Origin of the sequence: Pseudomonas idahonensis (assembly GCF_037903935.1) — a bacterium.
In the GTDB taxonomy this organism is placed as follows: Bacteria; Pseudomonadota; Gammaproteobacteria; order Pseudomonadales; family Pseudomonadaceae; genus Aquipseudomonas; species Aquipseudomonas danubii.
In genome coordinates this window covers 879,672-905,306 of the sequence record NZ_CP149586.1, presented here as the reverse complement: position 1 = coordinate 905,306, position 25,635 = coordinate 879,672, and the positions used below count along the sequence as shown (strand labels likewise).

22 protein-coding genes and 1 other RNA gene are annotated in these 25,635 nt (G+C 60.9%); 12 read left to right on the top strand and 11 right to left on the bottom strand.

Features of this window, described 5'->3' with window-relative positions; genetic code table 11:
• Position 1 precedes the first annotated feature (1 nt).
• Together dnaK and grpE are read right to left on the bottom strand one after the other, a co-directional pair.
• Positions 2 to 1,918, bottom strand: a complete 1,917-nt coding sequence (dnaK, locus tag WIN67_RS04060) for a molecular chaperone DnaK (RefSeq protein ID WP_102861076.1) — start codon at positions 1,916 to 1,918, stop codon at positions 2 to 4.
• A gap of 102 nt (positions 1,919 to 2,020) precedes the next feature.
• Complete coding sequence (gene grpE, locus WIN67_RS04055; protein WP_102861075.1) at positions 2,021 to 2,587, bottom strand: nucleotide exchange factor GrpE; 567 nt, start codon at positions 2,585 to 2,587, stop codon at positions 2,021 to 2,023.
• 249 nt (positions 2,588 to 2,836) lie between these two features.
• On the opposite strand from grpE, the gene recN reads away from it, so the two are divergent.
• A complete protein-coding gene (gene recN, locus WIN67_RS04050) occupies positions 2,837 to 4,510 on the top strand; it encodes a DNA repair protein RecN (RefSeq protein ID WP_339070671.1) in 1,674 nt (557 codons plus the stop codon).
• Between the two features lie 94 nt (positions 4,511 to 4,604).
• On the opposite strand, the gene fur is transcribed toward recN, so the two are convergent.
• On the bottom strand, positions 4,605 to 5,009 hold the full coding sequence (gene fur, locus WIN67_RS04045; protein WP_011059185.1) for a ferric iron uptake transcriptional regulator: 405 nt from the start codon (positions 5,007 to 5,009) through the stop codon (positions 4,605 to 4,607).
• Between the two features lie 98 nt (positions 5,010 to 5,107).
• Between fur and WIN67_RS04040 the strand changes: the two genes are divergently transcribed.
• Positions 5,108 to 5,635: an outer membrane protein assembly factor BamE gene (locus tag WIN67_RS04040; RefSeq protein WP_102861073.1), complete on the top strand. Its 528-nt coding sequence runs from the start codon at positions 5,108 to 5,110 to the stop codon at positions 5,633 to 5,635.
• Between the two features lie 59 nt (positions 5,636 to 5,694).
• On the opposite strand, the gene WIN67_RS04035 is transcribed toward WIN67_RS04040, so the two are convergent.
• From WIN67_RS04035 to WIN67_RS04025, 3 genes are read right to left on the bottom strand one after another with little or no spacing between them, the layout of a single operon-like run.
• Entirely contained in the window at positions 5,695 to 6,009 is a 315-nt protein-coding gene (locus tag WIN67_RS04035) for an RnfH family protein (protein WP_110653079.1), read from the bottom strand.
• The gene (locus WIN67_RS04030; protein WP_016967218.1) at positions 6,002 to 6,436 is read right to left on the bottom strand and encodes a type II toxin-antitoxin system RatA family toxin; all 435 of its coding nucleotides are present in this window, start codon (positions 6,434 to 6,436) and stop codon (positions 6,002 to 6,004) included. Before WIN67_RS04030 ends, WIN67_RS04035 begins: the two co-directional genes overlap by 8 nt.
• Before the next feature lie 7 nt (positions 6,437 to 6,443).
• Entirely contained in the window at positions 6,444 to 7,847 is a 1,404-nt protein-coding gene (locus WIN67_RS04025) for a sodium-dependent transporter (RefSeq protein ID WP_102861071.1), read from the bottom strand.
• Between the two features lie 117 nt (positions 7,848 to 7,964).
• On the opposite strand from WIN67_RS04025, the gene smpB reads away from it, so the two are divergent.
• The gene (gene smpB / locus WIN67_RS04020; RefSeq protein WP_047283878.1) at positions 7,965 to 8,447 is read left to right on the top strand and encodes an SsrA-binding protein SmpB; all 483 of its coding nucleotides are present in this window, start codon (positions 7,965 to 7,967) and stop codon (positions 8,445 to 8,447) included.
• Between the two features lie 81 nt (positions 8,448 to 8,528).
• Here smpB and WIN67_RS04015 read toward each other — a convergent pair whose 3' ends face one another.
• Positions 8,529 to 9,296 carry a GntR family transcriptional regulator gene (locus WIN67_RS04015; RefSeq protein ID WP_102878322.1) on the bottom strand — a complete coding sequence of 256 codons (768 nt, stop codon included), beginning with the start codon at positions 9,294 to 9,296 and terminating at the stop codon, positions 8,529 to 8,531.
• Positions 9,297 to 9,557: 261 nt separating this feature from the next.
• Between WIN67_RS04015 and WIN67_RS04010 the strand changes: the two genes are divergently transcribed.
• The 9 genes from WIN67_RS04010 to WIN67_RS03970 all read left to right on the top strand — a co-directional run bounded on the left by WIN67_RS04010 (position 9,558) and on the right by WIN67_RS03970 (position 20,877).
• On the top strand, positions 9,558 to 11,252 hold the full coding sequence (locus WIN67_RS04010) for a lactate permease LctP family transporter (protein WP_273907979.1): 1,695 nt from the start codon (positions 9,558 to 9,560) through the stop codon (positions 11,250 to 11,252).
• A gap of 141 nt (positions 11,253 to 11,393) precedes the next feature.
• Positions 11,394 to 12,218, top strand: a complete 825-nt coding sequence (locus tag WIN67_RS04005; RefSeq protein WP_110653081.1) for a (Fe-S)-binding protein — start codon at positions 11,394 to 11,396, stop codon at positions 12,216 to 12,218.
• Complete coding sequence (locus WIN67_RS04000) at positions 12,215 to 13,669, top strand: LutB/LldF family L-lactate oxidation iron-sulfur protein (RefSeq protein ID WP_110653082.1); 1,455 nt, start codon at positions 12,215 to 12,217, stop codon at positions 13,667 to 13,669. Before WIN67_RS04005 ends, WIN67_RS04000 begins: the two co-directional genes overlap by 4 nt.
• Complete coding sequence (locus WIN67_RS03995; protein WP_339070669.1) at positions 13,669 to 14,340, top strand: lactate utilization protein; 672 nt, start codon at positions 13,669 to 13,671, stop codon at positions 14,338 to 14,340. Before WIN67_RS04000 ends, WIN67_RS03995 begins: the two co-directional genes overlap by 1 nt.
• Entirely contained in the window at positions 14,337 to 17,147 is a 2,811-nt protein-coding gene (locus WIN67_RS03990; protein ID WP_339070668.1) for an FAD-binding and (Fe-S)-binding domain-containing protein, read from the top strand. Before WIN67_RS03995 ends, WIN67_RS03990 begins: the two co-directional genes overlap by 4 nt.
• A 210-nt stretch (positions 17,148 to 17,357) precedes the next feature.
• Positions 17,358 to 17,645 carry a hypothetical protein gene (locus WIN67_RS03985; protein ID WP_016967212.1) on the top strand — a complete coding sequence of 96 codons (288 nt, stop codon included), beginning with the start codon at positions 17,358 to 17,360 and terminating at the stop codon, positions 17,643 to 17,645.
• 87 nt (positions 17,646 to 17,732) lie between these two features.
• Positions 17,733 to 18,126, top strand: a transfer-messenger RNA (tmRNA) gene (gene ssrA / locus WIN67_RS03980).
• Positions 18,127 to 18,621: 495 nt separating this feature from the next.
• Entirely contained in the window at positions 18,622 to 20,274 is a 1,653-nt protein-coding gene (locus tag WIN67_RS03975; protein WP_339070667.1) for an ATP-binding protein, read from the top strand.
• Positions 20,275 to 20,499: 225 nt separating this feature from the next.
• On the top strand, positions 20,500 to 20,877 hold the full coding sequence (locus WIN67_RS03970; RefSeq protein ID WP_306394798.1) for a DUF6124 family protein: 378 nt from the start codon (positions 20,500 to 20,502) through the stop codon (positions 20,875 to 20,877).
• 149 nt (positions 20,878 to 21,026) lie between these two features.
• Here WIN67_RS03970 and WIN67_RS03965 read toward each other — a convergent pair whose 3' ends face one another.
• From WIN67_RS03965 to WIN67_RS03950, 4 genes are all read right to left on the bottom strand, one after another.
• Positions 21,027 to 22,019, bottom strand: coding sequence for a TerC family protein (locus WIN67_RS03965; protein WP_339070666.1), 993 nt, complete (start codon positions 22,017 to 22,019; stop codon positions 21,027 to 21,029).
• Positions 22,020 to 22,281: 262 nt separating this feature from the next.
• A complete protein-coding gene (locus WIN67_RS03960; RefSeq protein WP_339070665.1) occupies positions 22,282 to 22,737 on the bottom strand; it encodes a GNAT family N-acetyltransferase in 456 nt (151 codons plus the stop codon).
• Positions 22,738 to 22,807: 70 nt separating this feature from the next.
• Complete coding sequence (locus WIN67_RS03955; protein WP_339070664.1) at positions 22,808 to 24,448, bottom strand: hypothetical protein; 1,641 nt, start codon at positions 24,446 to 24,448, stop codon at positions 22,808 to 22,810.
• A 258-nt stretch (positions 24,449 to 24,706) separates the two neighbouring features.
• Positions 24,707 to 25,591 carry an EamA family transporter gene (locus tag WIN67_RS03950; protein WP_213664711.1) on the bottom strand — a complete coding sequence of 295 codons (885 nt, stop codon included), beginning with the start codon at positions 25,589 to 25,591 and terminating at the stop codon, positions 24,707 to 24,709.
• Positions 25,592 to 25,635: the final 44 nt, after the last annotated feature.

The following is a 25,635-nucleotide window of genomic DNA, read 5'->3' as shown; positions in this document are numbered from 1 at the left end:
ATTACTTGTGGTCTTTTACTTCTTCGAACTCGGCATCGACGACGTCGTCGGCTTTTTCAGCAGACTCAGCGTGCGGTGCTGCACCCTCAGCAGGCTGAGCCTGTTCGGCGTACATCTTCTGGGCAACCGGGGCCGAGACTTTCGACAGCTCTTCGACCTTGGCGTCGATGGCTGCCTTGTCGTCGCCTTTGACAGCGGCCTCCAGAGCAACCACAGCAGCTTCAATCGCGGTCTTCTCTTCCGCAGTCACTTTGTCGCCGGCGTCAGCCACCATCTTGCGAGTCGAGTGCACCAGCGCGTCACCCTGGTTACGGGCAGTGGCCAGCTCTTCGAACTTGCGATCCTCTTCCGAGTTGGCTTCAGCGTCACGGATCATCTGCTGGATTTCTTCATCCGACAGGCCGGAGTTGGCCTTGATCACGATCGACTGAGTCTTACCGGTAGCCTTGTCCTTCGCACCTACGTGCAGGATGCCGTTGGCGTCGATGTCGAAGGTCACTTCGATCTGCGGCACGCCACGTGGAGCAGGTGGAATGTCGGTCAGGTCGAACTTGCCCAGGGACTTGTTCTGCGCGGCTTGCTTACGCTCGCCCTGCAGTACGTGAATGGTCACGGCGCCCTGGTTGTCATCGGCAGTCGAGAACACCTGGGATTTCTTGGTAGGAATCGTGGTGTTTTTCTCGATCAGCGCGGTCATCACGCCCCCCATGGTTTCGATACCCAGGGTCAGCGGGCTAACGTCCAGCAGCAGTACGTCTTTCACGTCACCGGCCAGAACCGCACCCTGGATCGCAGCACCCATGGCAACCGCTTCGTCCGGGTTGACGTCCTTACGAGCTTCTTTACCGAAGAAGTCGGTTACGGCTTTCTGTACCAGCGGCATACGAGTCTGGCCGCCGACCAGGATCACGTCGTTGATCGCGCCAACGTCGATACCGGCGTCCTTCAGAGCGATGCGGCATGGCTCGATGGTGCGCTGAACCAGATCTTCAACCAGAGATTCCAGCTTGGCGCGGGAGATCTTCACGTTCAGGTGCTTAGGACCAGTGGCATCTGCTGTGATGTACGGCAGGTTGACGTCGGTCTGCTGGCTCGAGGACAGCTCGATCTTGGCTTTTTCGGCAGCTTCTTTCAGACGCTGCATGGCCAGCGGGTCACCCTTGAGGTTCATGCCGCTTTCTTTCTTGAACTCATCAACCAGGTAGTCGATCAGACGGATGTCGAAGTCCTCACCACCCAGGAAGGTGTCACCGTTGGTGGCCAGTACTTCGAACTGATGCTCACCGTCGACTTCAGCGATCTCGATCACGGAAACGTCAAACGTACCGCCACCCAGGTCATAAACGATCACGGTGTGATCGCCCTTGGCCTTGTCCATGCCATAAGCCAGAGCGGCTGCGGTTGGTTCGTTGATGATGCGCTTGACGTCCAGACCAGCGATACGACCGGCGTCCTTGGTGGCCTGACGCTGGCTGTCGTTGAAGTAGGCCGGAACAGTAATGACCGCTTCGGTCACTGCTTCGCCGAGGTAGTCTTCGGCGGTCTTCTTCATCTTTTTAAGGATTTCAGCCGAAATCTGTGGCGGAGCCATTTTCTGGCCGTTCACTTCAACCCAGGCGTCGTTGTTGTCAGCCTTGACGATCTTGTAAGGGACCATCTGAATGTCTTTCTGCACAACTTCTTCGTCGAAACGACGACCGATCAGACGCTTAACTGCGTACAGGGTATTGTGCGGGTTGGTAACAGCCTGACGCTTGGCCGACTGACCTACCAGAATCTCGCCATCGTTGGCGTAAGCGATGATCGACGGCGTGGTACGCGCGCCTTCAGCGTTTTCGATAACTTTTACGTTGCCGTTTTCAAGAATGGAGACGCACGAGTTGGTGGTCCCCAAGTCAATACCGATAATTTTGCCCATGTTAACTCTCCCGAAACTTTGGATTTGGATGCCGCAGTTGTGGTGGCAAACTGCGGTAGCACTTAAACGCTTGACTGTTAGATGGGGGCTCTACAGCCGTTTTCAAGCCTTTTCGTCAATCGAAGGCGAAACCGGTGCAGGCGCCTTGCTGACCACGACCATGGCCGGGCGCAGCAGGCGACCATTGAGCTGGTACCCCTTCTGGAACACTTTGAGAACACTATTGGGTTCTACATCCGCGCTTTCCTGCATGGCCATGGCCTGATGCTGTTCAGCGTTGAACGGTTCGCCGTGAGGATCGATGGCTTCCAACTGATAACGCTTGAGGGTGTCGTGGAACATCTTCAAGGTCAGTTCGATACCTTCACGCATTGGGCGAATGCTTTCGTCGTCCGGATTGGACAGTTCCAGGCCACGCTCCAGGCTATCGATCACCGGCAACAGGTCACCGGCGAACTTCTCGAGAGCAAATTTGTGAGCCTTTTCCACATCCTGCTCGGCGCGGCGGCGGACGTTTTGCAGATCGGCCGCAACACGCAAAGCCTGATCCTGCGCACCAGCCAGTTGCTCTTCGAGCACTTGTACACGAGCCGCCAGGTCTTCACCCGAAGCCTCGGGGGCCTGATTGGCGTCTAGATTTTGCGTATCCAGCGTCTGTTCGTCAGCCATGAAATTCTCCTTTCAATATCGTCTGTGAGCCAGGCTCACTCTTCTGCACAGCTATATGGGGTCGCATTTTCAGGGTTCAAGCCCGCAGCCACAGCAAAAGTTGTTCCGACCGGATAAATCCTGTACGCGGGCACTCCCGAGGCACTAAAAAGCCAGAATGACCAAGCAAATCGAGCTAAGGGAAAGCATTGTCAGCCCGAAACAAAACACTGTATAAATAACCAGACATCTAGTTTGGGAGCGGCCTTAATGCTGGTGCACCTGTCCGTACACAATTACGCCATCGTCGAACACCTGGATCTGGAACTGGATCGCGGAATGAGCGTCATTACCGGCGAAACCGGCGCCGGCAAGTCGATCATGCTCGACGCGCTCGGCCTGACCCTGGGCGATCGCGCCGACAGTGGCGTGGTACGACCCGGCGCCGACAAGGCCGACATCCTCGCCACCTTCGACCTGTCGGACATTCCCGAGGCCCACAGTTGGCTGGCCGAGCGCGATCTGGATAACGACGGGCCGTGCATACTACGCCGGGTGATCACCGCCGAAGGACGCTCCCGCGGCTATATCAACGGTACGCCCTGCCCGCTCGGTGACCTCAAGGCCCTGGGCGAACTGCTGATCGACATCCACAGCCAGCACGAGCACCAGTCACTGCTCAAGACCGATACCCATCGGCGCCTGCTGGATGAATATGCCGGCGCCACCGATCTCGCCCGCCAGGTGCAGCTGGCCGCCCAGCGCTGGCGCCAGACACGCCAGGAACTGGAACGTCTGTCCAACTCCGGCGATGAGCAACGAGCTCGTCACCAACTGCTCAGCTATCAGCTCGAGGAACTGGAGAACCTCGGCCTGGGGGAAAACGAACTAGAGGAACTGGAGCAGGAACACAAGAACCTGACCAACGCTGAAACCCTGCTGGGTATTTGCCGACAGGTGGTGGAGCAATGCAGCGAAAGTGATTCCGGCAATGTCCTCAACGCGCTGACCGTCAGCCTCAACCGTCTGTCCAGTATTGGCAATTCATCGGGCTCGCTGGGTGAGGCCACCAATCTGCTGGCCAGCGCACAGATCCAGGTTGAAGAGGCCGTGGGCGAACTAAACCGCTTCCTCGATCACTTCGACGCCGACCCGGCACGCTTGCAACAACTCGAAGAACGCCTCGACGCCATCTATACCTTGGCACGCAAGCACCGCATCCAGCCCTTCGAACTCGCAGCCATGCAGCAAACCCTGCTAGATGAGATCGAGACCCTTGACGCAAACGATGAGTCCATCGAGCAGCTCGGCGAAGAGCTGCAGTCCTTCGCCAGGCATTACCATGAAAAAGCCTTGGAGCTTAGCCAACTGCGTCAGCAAGCCGCGACCGGTCTGGCCAGTGCAGTAGAGCTGGAAATTCAGCGCCTGGGTATGCCTGGAGGGCGTTTCACCATCGAGCTTCGCGCCAACACCAGCGATGAGCTGCTACCCAATGGCCTGGAGCAGGTTGAACTGTTGGTCAGCGCCAACCCCGGTCAGCCGCTCAAGGCCCTGGCAAAAGTTGCCTCCGGCGGCGAGCTGTCCCGTATCAGCCTGGCGATCCAGGTCATTACCGCGCAGACCTCGCGGGTTCCCACTCTGGTGTTCGATGAAGTCGACGTGGGGATTGGCGGACCGACAGCGGAGATCGTCGGCCAGTTGCTGCGCCGTCTCGGCGAACGCGGCCAGGTGCTGACTGTAACTCACTTGCCTCAGGTCGCCGCCCAAGGGCACCAGCACTTGTTCGTGCACAAGGTACGAGGCAGCGATGCGACACATACAGCAGTATCCAAGCTGGGCAAGAGCGAAAGGGTCGAGGAAGTTGCGCGGATGCTCGGCGGCATCGACCTGACCAAAGAGTCCCTGGCCCACGCCAAAAAGATGGTGATCACCGCCAAAGCCTGAAGCCTCAGCGCTTCTTTTATATAGACAGAAAGCACGAAGGCGACCCTTAGGTCGCCTTCGATCGTTTCACGACTTTAAAAGTCGCGTGAGGGGCTTACTTCTTCTTGCGCACATACAGCACAAGATTGTGATCCACCAACTCGAAACCGTGCTTTTCGACAATCGCCTTCTGAAGCTTTTCGATTTCTTCGTCGAAGAACTCGATCACTTCGCCAGACTCCACGTTGACCATATGGTCGTGGTGACCGCCATCCGCCAGCTCGAATACAGCGTGACCGCCATCAAAGTTATGGCGCACCACCAGTCCGGCTGCTTCGAATTGAGTCAGTACACGGTAAACCGTGGCCAGACCCACATCCTCACCAGCTTCCATCAGCGCCTTGTAGACATCTTCAGCGCTCATGTGCCGCTGCTCGGTGGAGTCGAGCATTTGTAGAATTTTGACCCGTGGCAGAGTCACTTTAAGGCCGGCTTTACGTAGTTCGCTATTTTCAACCATGGTCAGCTTTCTCGCCGATGCTGCTTCGCAGCTTCTCTTAATGCGGGTATGATCGGGGTTTACGTTGTCCCAGCCAAGATAGTGGAAGTCGCCCACCGATGCAAAACACCAAGCTCTTGCTAACCAGTTTCACCTTCGTGGGACTGCTCGCACTCGCCGGTTGTTCATTCCCCGGGGTTTACAAAATCGACATCCAGCAGGGCAATGTCGTGACGCAGGACATGATAGACCAGTTGCGCCCGGGAATGACCCGACGGCAAGTAAGGTTTATCATGGGCAACCCTCTGTTGACCGACACGTTCCATGCCGATCGCTGGGATTATCTCTACAGCCTGCAACCTGGTGGCGGTGAACGCCAACAGGAACGCGTCAGCCTGATCTTCAACGGCAACGACCAACTGGTTAGCTTGGCCGGCGACTTCATGCCAGGCGTAAGCCGCGACGAAGCCCTGTTGGGCAAGGAGAGCGGCAACACCGTTACCGCCCCTGCCGAGAACGCCGAGAAGCCAAAAGCCGAGAAACCGGTCAAACCGGGTTCGCTGCTGGACCAGATCCAGAAGGATGTGGATGGCGTCGAAACCGTACCAGTGCCTACACCTGAACCACTGGACACTTCTCCGCAATAATTTGTGGCGAATAAAAAAGCCCGGGCATGCCCGGGCTTTTTATTGGCTGTCGCTAACGATCACTGCTCACGCTTACGAGCCTCGGCCGCCTTGGCGGCACGCAGACGCCGCACCTCTTTAGGATCGGCCAGCAGCGGACGATAGATTTCAATTCGATCTCCGGCCTGAACTACATATTGCCCAGGATCGGATACCTGCTTTCCGAAGATTCCCACCGGACACGCCGCCAGATCCAGCTCCGCAAAATGCTCCTTTATAGAAGAAGCCTCCAGCGCTGCAAGCAGGGTCGAACCCTGGGGCACTTGCACACTGACCAGCACCTGGCGGTCGACGGCAGCGTGAACCACCTCGATGGTAATCAGAGGCTCAACCATGCAGTTGCTTGGCCCGCTGGCAGAATGCATCCACCAGAGTATTGGCCGCCTGATTGAACAGAGGCCCCAGAGTGGCACGCACCAACGGCCCGGCGTAGTCGAACGACAGATCGAGGCTGATCTTGCAGGCCTTCTCCCCCAACGGTTTGAACACCCATAACCCATGCAGTTGGTTGAACGGCCCCTCTTCCAGGTTCATCTCGATCGACTGTCCCGGCACCAAGGTATTGCAGGTCACGAAACGCTGGCTCATGCCGCCCTTGGCCACCGCCAGGCTGGCACGCATCCGTTCCTCGCTGTTTTCCAGCACCTCGGCCGAAGAGCACCAGGGCAGAAACTCCGGGTAACGGGCCACATCATTGACCAGGTCATACAGAAACTGCGCCGGATAGGGCAAAAGGGCCGAACGTTGAATATGGGTCGTCATGTGAGCTTCATTTCCACAACTGGGCGGCAAACACCACAAGAATGCCGACGGGCGCCACATAGCGCATCAAAAACAAGGCCAGGGTGAACAACAACGGACTACGCAACGACAACTCATCACGAACAGCCTCACGGCCCATCACCCAACCTGCAAACACCACGAAGCACAAACCGCCAAGAGGCAACATGATCCGCGAGGTGAAAAAGTCGATCACGCCAAAGAAATCCAGACCGCCGGCCGCGCCCCATCGATAGAGATGAAAAACACCGCCTTCGTTCACGAAGAATTTGGCCTGCTGCCAGATGTTGAAAGAGAACACCGTTCCCAATCCCACGAACCAGCAACTGAACGCCAGCCAGAATGTCACCCAGCCGCGGCGGATTTTAGTCCTCTCGACGAGATAAGCCACCATCGGTTCCAACAAGGAAATCGCCGAACTCCAGGCAGCAATCGCCACCAGGATAAAGAACACTACGCCCATAAGCTGGCCGAACGCCACATTGCCGAAGGCAAACGGCAGGCTGATGAACATCAGGCCCGGCCCCTCGCTGGGATTCAGCCCGGCAGCAAATACGATGGGGAACAGAGCCATCCCCGCCACCAGCGAAACGAAGGTATCCAGCAGCGCCACACCGACCACGGTGCCAGCCAGTGACGAATGCTTGGGCATGTAGGCACCGTAGATCATGATCGAACCAACCCCCACGCTGAGGGAAAAGAACGCATGCCCCATGGCCGGCAGCAGCCCGTCCAACAAGCGGTCCAGGCTGAAGTCGAACATGAAATGCAGGCCCTGCATGAAATGCCCGGTGGTCATGCTGTAGCCCAGCAGCACCAACAGCATCACGAACAGCAGCGGCATCATGATCCGCAAACTGCGTTCAAGCCCAGCGACCACTCCCTTGGCAATCACCAATGCCGATAGCAGCATGAACAGCGTGTGCCAAAGCGTCAGTCGCCACGGGTCGGCCGTCACCGCGGAGAAGTACACACTGACCTGATCCGCCGTGACACCCTGAAAATCGCCGCGCCCCATGTCGATGATGTAGTCCAGGGACCAACCACCCACCACGCTATAGAAGGAGAGAATCAGCAGCGCCGTGATCATTCCGGCGAAGGCGCCCCAAGACCACCTGGCCGAATGCCCGGCCTCCAGAGCCAGCACCTTCAGGGCATTGGCCGGGCTCTGCCGTGCCCGACGACCGATCAGAGTTTCCGCCAGCATTACCGGCAACCCAATCAGCGCGATACACGCCAGAAACACCAAAACAAAGGCACCACCACCATAGACGCCGACCATGTAGGGGAATTTCCAGATACTCCCCAGGCCCACGGCCGAACCAGTTGCAGCGAGTATAAAGACCCAGCGGCTTGCCCAGCCGCCGTGGACAGAGACCCTGTCTGTCGACATCGTTAACGCGCCCAACCGAAAAAAAAGAGGCCGCATTGTCCGGGATTCAATCAACCTGCTCAAGCACGCTGCGTCACCGTAGCCGACGCGCGCGCAACTCCCTATAATGCCGCCCCTATGGCTAAACAGAAGAAACACCCAACAGGGACCATCGCGCAAAACAAAAAGGCGCGTCACGATTACTTCATCGAACATCGGTTCGAGGCTGGACTGGTCCTGGCCGGCTGGGAAGTAAAGAGTCTGCGGGCGGGCAAGGCGCAACTGGTGGACAGTTACGTGCTGCTCAAGGATGGCGAGGCCTGGCTGTTCGGCAGCCATTTCACCCCGCTGACCACTGCAAGTACCCACGTCATTGCCGACCCGACGCGCTCGCGCAAGCTGCTGCTCAACCAGCGCGAGCTGGAAAAGCTGTTCGCCGCCGTGCAGCAAAAGGGTTACGCCTGTGTGTGCCTTTCGCTCTACTGGAGCAAGCACCTGGTCAAGTGTGAAATTGCACTGGGCAAGGGCAAGAAGGAATACGACAAGCGTCATACCGAACGCGAGCGCGATTCCGATCGCGAGCTGCAGCGTGCGGTGCGGACCAAGGGCAAGGAAGACTGATCTTCCTGCCTTGAGGTCGTTTTCGCCGGCAAGCCGGCTCCTACAACACCCAGGTAGGAGCCAGCTTGCCGGCGATTTGCATTACATGCCCTTGCGCCGTTCGGCCCGGGCTACTCGCTGCACTTCCTGACGCACTTCCTCAAGCACCTCTTGCACATAGAGAATGTGCCGACTGGAAACTTCCCGAGCCTCCTCAGCGCGTCCTTCAATAATCGCCAAGTACAGATCGCGGTGCTGCCTGATCAGCATGTCGCGAGTTTCAGTGCGCTGCTTGTACATGCCGCCGATGTTGGTCACCACGTTGCGCTTGAGCAGGTCGAACAGGCCGCGAATGGTGTGCAGTAACACCGCGTTATGGCTGGCCTCGGCAATCGCCAGGTGGAACTTGGCATCCGCCGCCCCCTCCTCGATACGACTGACATCATCGGAGCGAGAATAACAATCCTGCAGCTCCTCGAAAGCTTGAGTCAGCCGCTCACGATCCACCGCCGTCGCGCGCAACGCCGCGTAATAAGCGCAAGACGCCTCCAGGGTATGGCGGAACTCCAACAGATCGCGCTGGGCATCCGTGTTGTTTTCCAACAGGTGCAGCAGCGGATCGCTGAAGGTCGAGCCCAGGGATTCCACCACATAGTTGCCGCCGCCCTGACGGCTGATCAGCAAGCCCTTGGCCGTCAGCTTCTGGATCGCCTCGCGCAGTGAGGGCCGGGAGACACCGAACTGCTCGGCCAAGGCACGCTCGGCCGGCAGCCGCTCGCCAGCCTTCAAGGTGCCTTCAAGAATCATCCCTTCCAGACGCTCGACAATATCGTCGGACAAACGGCGCTGGCGTATCTGATCAAACCCCATAATTCACTCTCCACCCTCCCGACCCTTCGCCGGGGGGCTCTATTCTGGCCTATTCACGGCGCGCCAACACCTAGCAGAAGGAAGCCTTTTGCACCGATCAGATGCCCGCGCCATAGCGCATTCGACAAAAGTTTTAGGGCGGCAAATTGACACACCGCGCACAACGCTTTTACCCTAGCCAACAGCGATTGTAAATTGGTCTTACCAATTAACCAATACGCTAGCAGTGCCTGACCAACAACAATTAGGGGCCACCCCATTATGCAAACCTGGCAACAGCTCTATAGCCCGCTTGGCAGCCTCGGCCTGTCCGCCCTCGCCGCCGTTATCCCGATCGTGTTCTTCTTCCTGGCTCTGGCCGTGTTCCGTCTCAAAGGACACGTCGCCGGGAGTATCACTCTGGCCTTGTCGATCCTGGTGGCGATCTTCGCCTTCAAGATGCCCGCCGACATGGCCTTCGCTGCCGCTGGCTATGGATTTGCCTACGGTCTGTGGCCCATCGCCTGGATCATCGTCGCCGCCGTGTTCCTCTACAAACTGACGGTGAAAAGCGGCCAGTTTGAAATCATCCGCAGCTCGGTACTGTCGATCACCGACGACCAGCGCCTGCAGGTGCTACTGATCGGCTTCTGCTTCGGCGCCTTCCTCGAAGGTGCGGCCGGCTTCGGCGCACCGGTGGCGATCACCGCCGCCCTGCTGGTGGGCCTGGGCTTCAACCCGCTGTACGCCGCCGGCCTGTGCCTGATCGCCAACACCGCGCCCGTGGCCTTCGGCGCCCTGGGGATTCCGATCATCGTTGCCGGCCAGGTGACGGGCATCGACGCCTTCAAGATCGGCGCCATGACCGGCCGCCAACTGCCGCTGCTATCGCTATTCGTGCCGTTCTGGCTGGTGTTCATGATGGACGGTATGCGCGGCGTCAAAGAGACTTGGCCCGCCGCGCTGGTGGCCGGTCTGAGCTTTGCCATCACTCAGTACTTCACCTCGAACTTCATCGGCCCGGAACTGCCGGACATCACTTCGGCCCTGGCCAGCCTGATCTCCCTGACCCTGTTCCTGAAAATCTGGCAGCCCAAGCGCACCGCCGGTGCGCAGATCGCCGGTGCCACCTCCAGCGCGGCCGTCATCGCCAGCGTCGGCGGCTTCGGTCAGCCACGCAACACCGTCGCTTCGCCCTACAGCCTGGGGCAGATCTTCAAGGCCTGGTCGCCGTTCCTGATCCTCACCGTGCTGGTGACCATCTGGACCCTCAAGCCCTTCAAGGCGATGTTCGCCGCCGGCGGCTCGATGTACGGCTGGGTGTTCAACTTCGCCATCCCGCATCTGGATCAGTTGGTGATCAAGATGACGCCAATCGTGGCCACCCCGACCGCCATCCCGGCGGTGTTCAAGCTCGACCCTATCTCCGCCACCGGCACGGCGATTTTCTTTTCCGCGCTGGTCTCCATGCTGGTGCTGAAGATCAACGTTAAAACTGGTCTGACCACTTTAAAAGAGACCTTCTACGAGCTGCGCTGGCCGATCCTGTCCATCGGCATGGTGCTGGCGTTCGCCTTCGTCACCAACTACTCGGGCATGTCTTCGACCATGGCCCTGGTCCTGGCGGGCACCGGCGCGGCGTTCCCGTTCTTCTCGCCGTTCCTGGGCTGGCTCGGGGTGTTCCTCACCGGTTCCGATACCTCGTCCAACGCCCTGTTCAGCTCGCTGCAGGCCACCACCGCGCACCAGATCGGGGTCAACGACACCCTCATGGTCGCGGCCAACACCAGCGGCGGCGTGACCGGCAAGATGATCTCGCCGCAATCGATCGCCGTGGCCTGCGCCGCCACCGGCCTAGTGGGCAAGGAGTCGGATCTGTTCCGCTTCACCCTCAAGCACAGTCTGTTCTTTGCCACTATTGTCGGCCTGATCACCCTGGCCCAGGCCTACTGGTTCACCGGCATGCTGGTGCACTAAGCAACACCGAAAGAACCGACGCCGCCCTTACCCGCGGCGTCCGCATTCACCACCCGGTCTGCAAGGCTGCTGAAAGCTTGCTGGTTTATCTTTCAGCCGCCGCGACGGACGAATAACCGGGACCACCCGGAGACACGCCTGATGAGCGAGCTTTTCTACAACGCCGTGCCCAATGCGACCCGTGTCGCGCCACCGCTGGCCGAACCCCGGCAGTACCCCAGCGCGAAGCCGTCGCGGGTTTACCTGTTCGGCACCTGCGTGGTCGATCTGTTCTATCCCGAAGCCGGGATGGACGCGATTCACCTGCTGGAGCGCGAAGGCATTCGCGTGGAGTACCCGCAAGGGCAAAGCTGCTGCGGACAACCGGCCTACACCTCGGGTTACACCGAGCAGGCGCGCACCGTGGCCCGCTCGCAACTGGCGCTGTTTGCCGGCGACTATCCGGTGGTGGTGCCGTCGGGTTCCTGCGCGGGCATGCTGCGCGAGCATTACGCGGACTTGTTCAAGGACGAGCCCGAAACCCTGAAACAGGTGCAGGCCCTGGCCGCCCGCACCTACGAGCTGGCCGAGTTTCTCCTGCACGTGTGCAAGGTGCAGTTCAAGGACAGCGGCGTCCCAGTCAAGGTGGCGCTGCACACCTCCTGCTCGGCACGTCGGGAAATGAACACCCACCTGCACGGCCGTGAGTTGCTGTCACAGCTGAGCAACGTGGAACGGGTAGAACACAGCCACGAAAGCGAATGCTGTGGCTTTGGCGGGACTTTCAGCGTCCGAATGCCGGACATCTCCGGCGCCATGGTTGCGGACAAGACCCGGGCGCTGAAGGAATCCGGCGCGCATCAGGTACTGAGTGCCGATTGCGGCTGCTTGATGAACATCAACGGCGCGCTGGAGAAACAGCAAGAGGCATTGCGCGGCCAGCACCTGGCGAGCTTCCTCTGGCAACGTACCGGAGGTGCACAATGAGCACCCCCGAGCTGATTCCGACCACCAACGTGGCGGACGATTTCCGAACCCGGGCCCACGAAGCCCTGGGGGACAAACAACTGCGAAACAACTTTCGCAGCGCCATGGACTCACTCATGGCCAAGCGTGCGGCCTCGTTCAGCGATGCCCACGAAAGAGAACACCTACGCGCCCTGGGCAACGCGATTCGCGCCCGGGCGTTATCCAAGCTGCCCGACCTGCTCGAGCGCCTGGAACAGAACCTGACCCGCAACGGTGTGACAGTGCACTGGGCGGAAACGGTGGACGAAGCCAATGGCATCGTCCTCTCGATCATCCGCGCTCACGAGGCGCGGCAAGTGATCAAGGGCAAATCGATGGTCAGCGAAGAGATGGAAATGAACCATGTCCTCGCTGAACAAGGCATTGAATGCCTTGAGTCGGACATGGGCGAGTTCATCGTCCAGCTCGACCACGAGAAGCCTTCACACATCATTATGCCGGCGATCCACAAGAATGCCGGTCAGGTCGCGTCCTTGTTCCACGACAAACTCGGCGTGGAGTACACCAAGGACGTTGACCAACTCATTCAGATCGGTCGCAAGGTCTTGCGGCAGAAATTCTTCGAAGCCGATATCGGCGTCTCAGGCGTCAACTTCGCCGTGGCCGAGACCGGCACCCTGCTGCTGGTGGAAAACGAAGGCAACGGGCGCATGTCCACCACCGTGCCGCCAGTGCACATTGCCGTCACCGGGATCGAGAAAGTCGTCGAGAACCTGCGCGATGTGGTGCCGCTGCTTTCACTGCTGACCCGCTCGGCCCTCGGCCAGCCCATCACCACCTACGTCAACATGATCTCCGGCCCGCGCAAAGAGCATGAGCTGGACGGCCCCCAGGAAGTGCACCTGGTGCTGCTGGACAACGGCCGCAGCCAGGCCTTTGCCGACAGCGAACTGCGCCAGACCCTGAACTGCATCCGCTGCGGCGCCTGCATGAACCACTGCCCGGTCTACACCCGGGTCGGCGGCCACACCTACGGCGAGGTCTACCCGGGGCCGATCGGCAAGATCATCACCCCGCACATGGTCGGCCTGGCCAAGGTTCCCGATCACCCCAGCGCCTCGTCGCTGTGCGGCGCCTGTGGCGAAGTCTGCCCGGTAAAGATCCCGATCCCGGCGCTGCTGCGGCGCCTGCGGGAAGAGAACGTCAAGGCCCCGGACAGCCCCCATCAAGTGATGCGCGGTCAGGGCAGCAAGTACTCGCGCAAGGAGCGTTTCATCTGGAACGCCTGGGCCCGCCTCAACAGCTCGCCGACCCTGTATCGCCTGTTCACCCTGGCCGCCACCCGCCTGCGCGCCCTCACCCCGAGCAAGGTCGGCCCCTGGACGCAGAACCACAGCGCGCCAAAACCCGCCGCCCGGTCGCTGCATGACCTGGCCCGTGAGTACCTGGACAAGCAGGGAGACCGCTGATGAGCGCGAAACACAATATCCTCGCCAAGCTGCGCAACAGCCTCGCCGGCACCACGCCGATTGTGGATAACTTCGACGAGGCGCTGGTCACCCAGCCTTACAGCTACACGGCGGAACAACGCATTCCGCAACTGCGCAAACAGATGGAAGCGGTGCACACCGAAATCCACCTGAGCACCGGCGCCGACTGGCCTGAACTGCTGGCCCGGCTGCTGCAGGAGCGCCAGCTGCCCAGCCTGCTGATCGCCCCGAGCACGCCCCATGGCCAGCGGGTCACCCAGTACTGGGCCGAGCACCCGCAACTGCCGACACTCAAGGCCTACGACCGCCCGGTGGAAGAGTGGAAAGTCGAGCTGTTCAACGACACCCCGGCCAGCCTCACCACCACCCTGGGTGCCATCGCCGCCACCGGTAGCCTGATCCTCTGGCCAACCCGGGAAGAACCGCGGCTGATGAGCCTGGTGCCGCCGGTGCATTTCGCCCTGCTCAAGGCCAGCGAAATCCGCGACAACTTCTATCAGGTGCAGCAACAGATGAACTGGGCCGCCGGCATGCCGACCAACGCGCTGCTGGTGTCCGGCCCGTCGAAGACCGCTGATATCGAACAAGTCCTGGCTTACGGCGCCCACGGCCCGAAAGACCTGGTGGTGCTGATCCTGGAGGACCAATGAGCCTACCGGCCGCTTTTCTACGTGATGCCCAGCAACTGATTCCCCAGGAGCGGCGTTTCGACGACCCGCTCTCGACCCTGGCCTTCGGCACCGATGCCAGCTTCTACCGGCTGATCCCCAAGCTGGTGATCCGCGTCGAATCCGAAGATGAAGTGGTCGCCCTGCTCCAGCTGGCCCAGCGCGACCGGGTGCCGGTGACCTTCCGCGCCGCCGGCACCAGCCTGTCCGGGCAGGCCATCAGCGACTCGGTGCTGATCGTTCTGGGGGATAACTGGAACGGCAAGGAGATTCGCCATCAGGGTACGCAGATTCGTCTGCAGCCCGGGGTGATCGGCGCCCAGGCCAATGCCTGGCTGGCGCCGTTCGGGCGCAAGATCGGCCCCGACCCCGCCTCGATCAACGCCTGCAAGATCGGCGGCATCGTCGCCAACAACGCCAGCGGCATGTGCTGCGGCACCGCGCAGAACACCTATCACACCCTGGCCGGCATTCGCCTGGTACTGGCCGATGGCACGCGCCTGGACACCGAGGATGAGGCCAGCATCGCCGCCTTCCGCGCCAGCCATGGTCCGTTGCTGGAGCGCCTGGCCGAACTGGGCCGCAGCACCCGCGCCAACAGCGAGCTGGCAGCGAAGATCCGCCACAAATACCGGCTGAAAAACACCACCGGCTTGTCCCTCAATGCCCTGGTGGATTTCGACGAACCGCTGGACATCCTCAGCCACCTGCTGGTGGGCTCCGAGGGCACCCTGGGCTTTATCAGCGCGGTGACCTACGACACGGTAATCGACCACCCGAACAAGGCCTCGGCGCTGATCGTCTTTCCCGATGTAGAAACCTGCTGCAACGCGGTGACCTTGCTCAAGAGCCAGCCGGTGTCGGCGGTGGAACTGCTGGACCGCCGCAGCCTGCGCTCGGTGCAGGACAAGCCCGGCATGCCGGCTTTCGTCCAGCAACTCTCGGCCAACGCCTGCGCGCTGCTGATCGAGTCCCGCGCCGCGTCCTCGTCGCTGCTGCACGAGCAACTGGCGCAGATCATGAATTCCCTGGCCGCCTTCCCGGTGGAAAAACAGGTGGACTTCACCGAAGACCCACAGGAAAACGCCAAGCTCTGGGCGATCCGCAAGGACACCTTCCCGGCGGTGGGCGCAGTGCGCAAGACCGGCACCACGGTGATCATCGAAGACGTAACCTTCCCTGTGGAACAGCTGGCCATCGGCGTCAACCGCCTGATCGAGCTGTTCGACAAGCACCACTACGACGAAGCGATCCTGTTCGGCCATGCCCTGGAGGGCAACCTGCACTTCGTCTTCACCCAGGGCTTCAACAGCAGCGAGGAAGTGAACCGCTACCAGGCGTTCATGGACGACGTGGCGCAACTGGTGGCGGTGGAATTCGGCGGTTCGCTGAAGGCCGAGCACGGCACCGGACGCAACATGGCGCCCTTCGTCGAGCTGGAATGGGGCAGCGATGCCTACCAGCTGATGTGGCAACTCAAGCGCCTGCTGGACCCCAACGGCATCCTCAACCCGGACGTGGTGCTCAGCGAAGATCCGCAGATCCACCTGAAGCATCTCAAACCGCTGCCGGCGGCCGACGAGATTGTGGATAAGTGCATCGAGTGCGGTTTCTGCGAACCGGTGTGCCCATCCAAGGGCCTGACCCTGAGCCCGCGCCAGCGCATCGTCATCTGGCGCGACATCCAGGCACGCAAACGCGCCGGCATCGACACCTCCGAGCTAGAGGCGGCCTATCAGTACCAGGGCATCGACACCTGCGCCGCCACCGGCCTGTGCGCCCAGCGCTGCCCGGTGGGCATCAACACCGGCGAGCTGGTGAAGAAACTGCGCAGCGAGCACGCCACTCACACCGGCACCGCCGACTGGCTCGGCTCGCATTTCGCCAGCACCTTGCAGGGCGCGCGCTTCACCCTGCACGTGGCGAACGGTGCGCGCATGCTCCTGGGAGCGCCGCGCCTGAGCAAGCTGTCGGCGAGCCTGACGCGCCTGTCCAAAGGCCGGGTGCCGCAGTGGAACAGCGCGATGCCGCAACCGGAAAAGGCCATTCGCTTCAGCCCGAGCGTCAGCGACGCGCGCCCGCGAGTGGTGTACCTGGCGGCCTGCGTGTCCCGAGTGATGGGCCCAGCAGCAGGCGACAAGGAACAATCGTCGCTCTACGAAAAAACCCGCGGCCTGCTGGAAAAGGCCGGCTATCAAGTGGTGCTGCCGGACAACCTGGACAACCTCTGCTGCGGCCAGCCCTTCGCCTCCAAGGGCTACGCAACCCAGGCCGAAGACAAGCGCCAGGAACTGATCGGCGCCCTGCTTCACGCCAGCCGTGGCGGCCTTGACCCGATCTACTGCGACACCAGCCCCTGCACCCTGCGTCTGGTGCAGGACCTGGGGGATGTGCGCCTGGACCTCTACGACCCGGTGCGCTTCATCCGCACCCACCTGCTGGAGCGCCTGGAGTTCACCCCCCAGGAAGCGCCAATCGCCGTGCACGTCACCTGCAGCACCCAGCACCTGGGCGAGAGCCAGGCGCTGATCGAACTGGCCCGGCGTTGCAGCAACAACGTGGTGATCCCCGAAGGCATCCACTGCTGTGGTTTCGCCGGCGACAAGGGCTTCACCACCCCCGAGCTCAATGCCCACTCCCTGCGCAGCCTCAAGGACGCGGTGCAGTATTGCAGCGAAGGCATCTCCACCAGCCGCACCTGTGAAATCGGCCTCAGCCAGCACGGCGGGATCGACTATCACGGGCTGGTCTACCTGGTGGACCGAGTCACCCGGGCCAAGACGGTCTGACTTCAGGGGCGGAACAACAAGGGGCGTTTTCGCCCCTTTTTTGTGCCTGCTTGAACGCGATAACGGCGGCTGCGTTCATCGCAAAAAAAACCGAACCCCGGCACGCGGCCAGGGTCCATTTTCCAGGCCCGCACAAAAAGGGCTTAGCCCCACTCGGCCGCCCGTCCTGTTGACCGGCAGCACCGAGCCCCTGCGATCAAGGAGATCACCATGAAGCGTTCCGCACTGGCTGGACTGTTCATTACCGCCGCGATGCTGGCCTCCCCGGTGTTTGCCGCCGGGCAAGAGGACCTGTGCCAGATCAACCTGCAAAAAATCAGAGACGCCAAGGTCAGCACCGAAGCCATGAGCTCGGACCTGAGCAGCGACATCGACGCCACGGTGCAGCAAGCCACCGCCGAGCACGCCAAAGGCACCGAGCAAGGCACCAAGAACTGCATCTCCCTGACCACCCAGGCGCTCCAGCGCTTGCAGAACAACACCAAGGGCGATCAGTAGCTCAATGCATTGGCCAACCTTCGGGTTGGCCTTCTGCGCTCGCTTAGCGTAGAATCCGCCCACCTGTTGGTAATGCACAACAGGTTCGGGGCCGTTTAGGATTCGACGCCGGTTGCGAAACTTTAGGTGCATGCCGAGTTGGTAACAGAACTCGTAAATCCACTGTTGCAACTTCCTATAGTTGCCAATGACGAAACCTACGGGGATTACGCTCTCGCTGCGTAAGCAGCCTTAGCCCTTCCCCCCTGGTACCTTCGGGTCCAGCAATCATCAGGGGATGTCTGTAAACCCAAAATGATTGTCATATAGAACAGAATCGCCGTGCAGTACGTTGTGGACGAAGCGGCTAAAACTTACACAACTCGCCCAAAGCACCCTGCCCGTCGGGTCGCTGAGGGTTAACTCAATAGACACGGCTAAGCATGTAGTACCGACAGCGGAGTACTGGCGGACGGGGGTTCAAATCCCCCCGGCTCCACCAAATGAAGCAGTACAAAAAAGGCACTTAGCGTTTATCGCAAGTGCCTTTTTTTGTGCCTGGATGGCCTAGTTTGGCTCCGCAATGCCAGCTCAATGACAGCCTGCTAGGCATAGCTCAATAGCCGTACAGATCCTGGAGTGAGCTTCCATGACTGCCTCATCAGACCGAACACGTCAGACCCTCCCTCTTCCCAGTCTCTAAGCAACGGCTAAGCAAACAGCTTCTCTGAGTGTCTGACTCGATGGTGCAAACCTTACTGCAACCCCGCGCGCCCTCAGCGGGTGCAGCGCATCGCTTGGCTTGGGATACAATCACCGCCAATTAATCGGCACTCGCTCCTTGGGTGCCCACAAGGGATTGCGCAATGCCCCTCACGCTGCCGCAACTGGAACACCATCTGTTCAATTCTGCGCGGCAAGATGCTAACCGGCAGCGTCCGTGTAATCCCGTTGCTGAAATCCGCACGGTAAGCGACTGCACAGATGGGAACCTGACATGACCCCGTACCTGCCACCCCGAGAATCCCTCACCGTCGAATTCAAGAGCGACCGCAGCAAGCTCCCCGACCGGGAGTTGATCGAGGCGCTGGTCTGCCTGGCCAACGCCGAGGGCGGCGAGCTTTGGCTAGGCGTCGAGGACGACGGCACACCCACCGGCCTACATGCCGAGCACCGCCTGCTGGAGGGACTGGCCGGTATGGTGGCAGCGCGCACCTCGCCGTCACTGAACGTACGGGCCGAAGCGGTCGAATTGGACGGGGTAACCGTGGCATGCATCCATATACCCAAGTCCCAGGGCGAAGTGGCTACCACCAGTGGCGTGTACCTGCGCCGCCGCTTGAAGCACGACGGCACACCCGAATGCGTGGCGATGCTGCCCCATGAGCGCAGCAGCCGCGCAAGTAGCTTCGGCCTGCTCGATGTCTCCGCCCAGCCAGTAGCCGGTGCAACCCTAGCCGACCTCGATCCACTGGAGCGTGAGCGCCTGCGCCAGGCCGTGCAACAGTACGGCGGCGACCGCGTGCTGCTGGAACTGGACGACGAAGCCCTCGACGGCGCGCTGCTGCTCACCGTACGCCAACCCGACGGTTCGCGGGTGCCAACCCTGACCGGCCTGTTGCTGGTTGGCCGAGAAACCTCTATTCGCCAACTGGTGCCCACCCACGAATTCGCCTTCCAAGTGCTGGCCCAGCAGGCAGTGCGCTTCAACGAGTTCCGCCGCTTCCCGTTGCTCAAGGCGCTGGACTGGCTGGAAACCAACTTCCGCCCTTACAACCCTGAGGAGGAGCTGCAGGTCGGCCTGTTCCGCGTGCCAGTGCCCAAGGTCGACCTCGGCGCCTTTCGCGAAGCCGTGGCCAATGCCCTGGTCCACCGCGACTACCACGGTCGCGGCGCGGTGCATGTGCGCCTGGAAGACGATGCCCTGGTGATCAGCAACCCCGGTGGCTTAGTCGACGGCGTAACTCTGGCCAACCTGCTGGTGACCGAACCGCGCCCGCGCAACCCGGCCCTGGCCGACGCCATGAAGCGTATCGGCGTGGTCGAACGCTCCGGCCGCGGCGTGGACAAGATCTTTCGCGGCATGCTCAAGTTTGGCCGCCCGGCACCGGATTACAGCTACACCAATGCCCAAAGTGTGGTGCTGCGCCTGCCCACCGCCGAGGCCGACCTGGATTTTCGCCGCCTGGTGGTCGAACACGAACGCGCCACCCACGCCGAGCTGCCTATCGACAGCCTGATCGCCCTGGCCGCCCTGCGCGAAAGCAAGCGCGTCACGACCGATGAATTGGCTGTGCTGATCCAGCGCGACGCCACCAGTGCCAAACGCACCCTGGAAGCCCTGACCGAAGCCGGTTTGGTGGAAGCCCATGGCTCCACCCGAGGCCGCAGCTATACCCTGTCGGCCAGCCTGTATCAGGCCGCAGGTGACAAGGCTGCCTATACCCGCCAGGCAGGCTTCACAACCATTCAGCATGAACAGATGGTGTTTAACTATGTGCAGCAGCATGGGCAGATCCAGCGTGCGGAAGTGATGGATCTATGCCGACTCTCGCCTGATCAGGCGGCAAAGCTGCTTAAACGCATGAAAGACAAAGGCGCTCTGATACAGCAAGGTGAGCGACGCTGGGCGATCTATAAGCTCGGCTAAAAATTCTATGAGCCGCTATGAGCCGCTATGAGCCTGTATGAGCTCATACACGCCTTGTAATGGTCTACTGACGCAGCGTTAAGTCTCTTTCTAATGTGCGAAACGTCCTAGTTGTACCTAGCCCCCTTGTTTCGAGAATCCCTGCTGACTAGCCTCGACCTGTCACCGAACATTCGATGGCCGGGTTTAGCAGCTCGATGTTGACTAGGCGCTTGGAGTTACGCCATGAAAAAGCTCGTTCCCGATCAGTCCAAAACACCCGCCCGCAACAGCAGAAGCCCTGAACTAGACCAAGCCAATAAAGAGTTACTTCAAAAACTGGCTCTTCGGCCTACCGGTACACCTCTGGCCAAATCCATCAAACACACCACAGGTATCCCCGTTAGCAGCAATTCATTGTTTGCCATCCGAGAAGGCATCAACGCCGAAGAAGCCCTGCTCCACGTCTCCCTGCTGCTCAAAAGCGCCGAAGAAGTCTCCGATGAAATCACCGAGCGCGGCAGTGGCATCGAGCGCGGTCTGATCTGGTCCCTGGTGCACTCGGTGGAGATGGCGCGAGCGGTGGTAGATGCCTTGCTCGATGGCAGTCGCCACAGGCCCTAGAGGTAGCAGGCCTCGTAAAAGCACAGCGCGGCAGCACGACCTACCGCGCTGTTTTGTAGCGGTCGGATGAAACCGGACACGCATTCAGTCGAGAATACGCGCCCGGTCCAGGTGTCTGATGCCCCAACAAGGCTACTGTCCATCGGGATCTAAACCTGCGGACCAGCAGACACCTGCCCGCGGGTTTTCCACAGCGACACCAGCACTCCGCCCAGCAGCAAGGCCAGGGTCACACTCAAGGAAATGACCGCTGGAATCTTGCCGATGATGCCGACCATGAAGATCTTGCCGCCGATAAACACCAGCACCAGCGCCAGGGCGTACTTGAGATAGGCGAAGCGGTGAATCATCGCTGCCAGGGCGAAATACAACGCCCGCAGACCGAGGATGGCGAAGATGTTCGAGGTGTAGACGATGAACGGGTCCTGGGTGATGGCAAAGATCGCCGGGACGCTGTCCACCGCGAACACCAGGTCGGCGCACTCGATCAGCACCAGGGCCAGGAACAACGGCGTGGCCCAGACCACAGACTGGCCACTGGCATCGGCCTGGCGGACGAAGAAGCGCCCTTCATGCAGGCGATCGGTCACCCGCATGTGCTTGCGCAGGAACTTCACCAGCAGGTTTTCGCTGAGGTCGGGGTGATCATCGAGCTTGCTGAACAGCATCTTTACCCCAGTCAGCAGCAGGAAGACGCCGAACCCATAGAGAATCCAACTGAACTCGGCGATCAGCGCCGCACCGAGGCCAATCATGATGGCGCGTAGCACTATCACGCCGAGAATTCCCCAGAACAGCACCTCATGCTGATACTGCCGCGGAATGGACAGAAAGCTGAAGATCATCGCCATCAGGAACACGTTGTCCATCGACAACGATTTCTCGATCAGAAAGCCGGTGTAGAAATCCATCCCCGCGTCACCGCCCTTGACCTGCCAGACCCAAAGGCCGAACAGCAAGCCAGCCGCGATGTAGCCCGCAGACAGCAGCAGACTTTCACGAACGCCGATTTCTCGATGCTCACGGTGTAACACCCCAAGGTCGAAGACCAGCAGGCCGACAACGATGCTGATAAACGCGAACCAAAGCCACGTAGCGGTGCCGAGAAACTCAGCAAAAAAGAAGGATTCAAGGGCTGTCATGAGTGCGCCTCCCAGTGTCGAAGTTGTACAAACTGCAACTCCGACATGGCAGCGATTAGCTGTCAGAGGGGCCCGGCGTTGTGAGGAAAAAACTAAATAGCCGCATGGGGTTTCGCAACAATGCAAGAGTTGCAAGTTATGTCTATTTGCAAGACCTCAGTGGCGCTCATCACCTGGCGCCAGCGCACTCGGCGGTCGCCAGTCTGCGGGCTCAATTCGCAGCGGCATCAGCACCGAAGAAGCCCGCCCCGCGTGTTCTTCCTCAAGGGCTCAGGGCCCGCTCCATGATCAGCGTCAGCTCCTCGCCCTCGTAATGCTCGCGCACCCGGACAAAACCCAGGCGTGCATAAAAGCCTTCGGCGGTGATCGATGAGGGCACCACCAGCGAGGTCAAACCCGAGTCCAGCGCCGCCTGCTCGACCGCGGCCATCAGTTGCCGGCCCAGGCCATGGCCGTGGTACGCCGGATCGACAAACACCGAACGCACCGCGCGCCCGTCGAGGCTGGCGGTGCCCAGCAATTCCCCGTCCACCAGGGCGACGAACATCTGCCGGCGCTGCATCAGTTGGCGCACGGAATCGGTGGTGAAGCTGGCCTGGACCCGCTCGATCACTCTGGCGGGATAGTCCTGGGCATTGCTGGTGAGCAAGGCCGCCAGGATCACTTGGCTGACCCTCGCGGCATCGGCCTCTAGGGCCGGACGAACCTGGCATTCCATGACCACTCCCTGGTTTCAACGCGGATCGCAGGGGCCAAAAATACGACCCGCACCACTCGCTGCCAAGGACTTACTGCAACTGAAACACCAAACAGGGATTGTCATTCAAGCGCCCCTCGTACACCGGCTGCTGGTTTTCCAGCGAGGTGCCCTGGAGCTTCTCTCGATCCTTGCGCGCCACGATCACCCAGGAGCCGTGGGGCAATGTGTCCAGTTGTCCGGGGGCGTCGCCGCTGACAAACAGCGGCTGTTCGTCGTGGTCCAGGTTCATCATGTAGCGCACGGCCCAGGTGTCCTGGCCCAGATTGAAGAACACCAGGGGGCCGTGTTCGGCTGCGCGCCGTTGCTCCACCTGGGAAACAAAAACCTGGGTGTCGAATTGCAGGTCCTTGGCCGGGTCCACCACCGCCACCAGCAGCGTCCATTGCGCCGCCAGGGCCAGGGCACTGAGCAGTACCAGGCGCCGCCCGAAACTGCCCAGGGTCTTGCGCCAGCAGTACAGCGCCAGCAGCTGCAACAGGACAAAGATCGCGATCAGCAACGGCATGGACACCGGCGGCCAGTAACCGTGTTTGTGCCAGCTGTGTTTAAGGACGAACAGCACCAGGATGCACAACCCCGGTAGCGCACCCACCAACCAAAGGTAGGCGCTGCGCATCTTGCCCATTCTGCCCCGGGCCATGAGCAGGCCGTAGGCGGCCACCGCAGCGAACATCGGCACCATGGGCAAGATGTAATAAGCGCGTTTGAAATGCGGCACCGACAAGCCCAGCAGGATCATCAGGCCGCAGGCGCCAAAACGCAGTACCAGGCGCAGCTGCGGGTCGGCATGGCGCCGGAACACTTGGTGGCGCAGCATCCACAGCGTCACCAGGGCCAGGGGCACCACAGGGAAGTAGCGGTACAACGCCAACTGAAAGTAGAAGTAGAACGGCTCGCCACTCTCATCCAGACGCCCGCCCACCTGCATGTGGTAGACCTGCTGCACAAAGGCCTCGCCACCGCTGAGATAAGCCAGCTTCAGCAGCAGCCACCAACAGGCTGCCAGCAACAGCAGGCCGCTGAAGCCGTAGCCGAGCACGCGCTTGAACAAGATACGGCGCGCCTCCTGGGTACGGCTCTCACCCAACAGCCAATAGGTGCAGACCACCCCGCAGACTTCCACCAGCCCCAAGGGCCCGCGAATGGCGAAGGCCAGGACAAACAGCGGCAGCACCATCAGTGGCCGCAGCCGCGAGCCACGCTGTTCGCCGCTGTGCAACAGGTAGAAAGCCCCCAGGCACAGCAGTGAAACCATCTGGTCCAGGCACACCGAGCGGGACTTGTCCAACAGCTGGCTGGTCAGCGCCGTCAGCAGTACCGCGAGCAGCGCCCAGGTGCGCCCCGAAGGCGCCAGCAGGCGATACAGCAACGCCAGCACCCCGGCCGAGGCCAGCGCAGTGGGCAGGATATTGGCCAAGTGATTGGGGGCGCCGAAGGCCTGGGCAAACAGGTAGCTGAAGAAGGTCGCGGTAGCCGGATAGTCCGGATAGGGCTGGCCGTAAGTGGTGGGGAATAGGCTCGGCCCGTGACGGAACATCTCCTGCAGAAACAGCGCCCAACGGCCGTCGAAACCCTGGGGCTGCTCGTCCCAGATGCCAAAGGTGAACAGCAGCAGGGCCACCAGGTAGATACCCCAGGACTCAATCCCGAAACGCGTTTCTCGAACCATCTTCGCCCCACCAGAAAGTGCCGTGCCATAAGCTCGGCGTAAGACTGGACATGGTGCGCGCGATACCCCTGAACGGTGACTGAACGAGGATAAGAAACCCGCCTGCGCCACCGACTGTCACCGACTGTAGCCGCTGCCGAGCCCGCGAGGCTGCGAAAAGGCCCGCAGGGCCTTGCCTGACGGTTTCCACATAAACCTGTGATGGCGCGCCTCCTGCGACGGAGTGCCGCCCAGAGCGTTCGCAGCCTGCGGCAGCGGCTACAGGGACCGGCGCCCCAGGGCCGAAAACCGGCGCCAGTCGAACTGCCCCACTGCCAGCGCCAGCAGGATCAGGCCCATGGATACAGCCTCATCGACCCCGACCCGCTGCCCCAGGATCAACACCGACCCGGCCATGCCGAACACCGGGATCAGCAACGACAAGGGCGCCACCCGAGAGACCGGATACTCCCGCAGCAACAGGTTCCAGCCCCAGTAACAGAAGTGCGTTGCCGCATAGACCTGGAACATCAGGGACAAGGCCGCGCTGGCGGACACCTGCCCGGCCAGTTGCAGAAACGGCGCACTCCCATGGCTTATCCAGGTCAACGCCAGCAGCGGCAACGGCGCAAACAGGCTGGCCCAGACCACGAAGGCGAACACCTCGCGAACCCCACAGCGCTTGATGATGACGTTGCCCACACTCCAGCTGAAGGCGCTCACCAGCAGCAAGGCGTAACCCAGGCTGGTGGCGTGCCCGGGGCTGTCGCCGATGATCCGCAGCAGCCCCCACAAAGCAATGGCCGTGGCCAGAACCTGCTGCCAGCGCAGGCGTTCGCCGAACAGCAACACGCCCCAGCCCAGGGAAAAAAAGGCGCTGAACTGGATCAACAGCGAAGCCGTGCCCGGAGCCACGCCCTGCTCGATCCCCAGGTTGATCAGGGCCCACATGGCCACGCCGAAAATCAGCCCGTAGGCCGCCAACCAGGCGAATGCCACCGGCGGGCGAGGTATCAGCCATACCCAGGGCAACGCCGCCAGGGTGAAGCGCAGGGCGGTGAGCAGCAATGGATCGATACTCGCCAGCCCAAGCTTGGTGATGGGGAAGTTCAGGCCCCACAAGGCCGTCACCAGCAAAGCCAGGAACAGGTGTTTTTTCTGCATGTCGCGCGGTCCAGGAAAGGCGGCCGCGAGCAAATCCCCGGCCG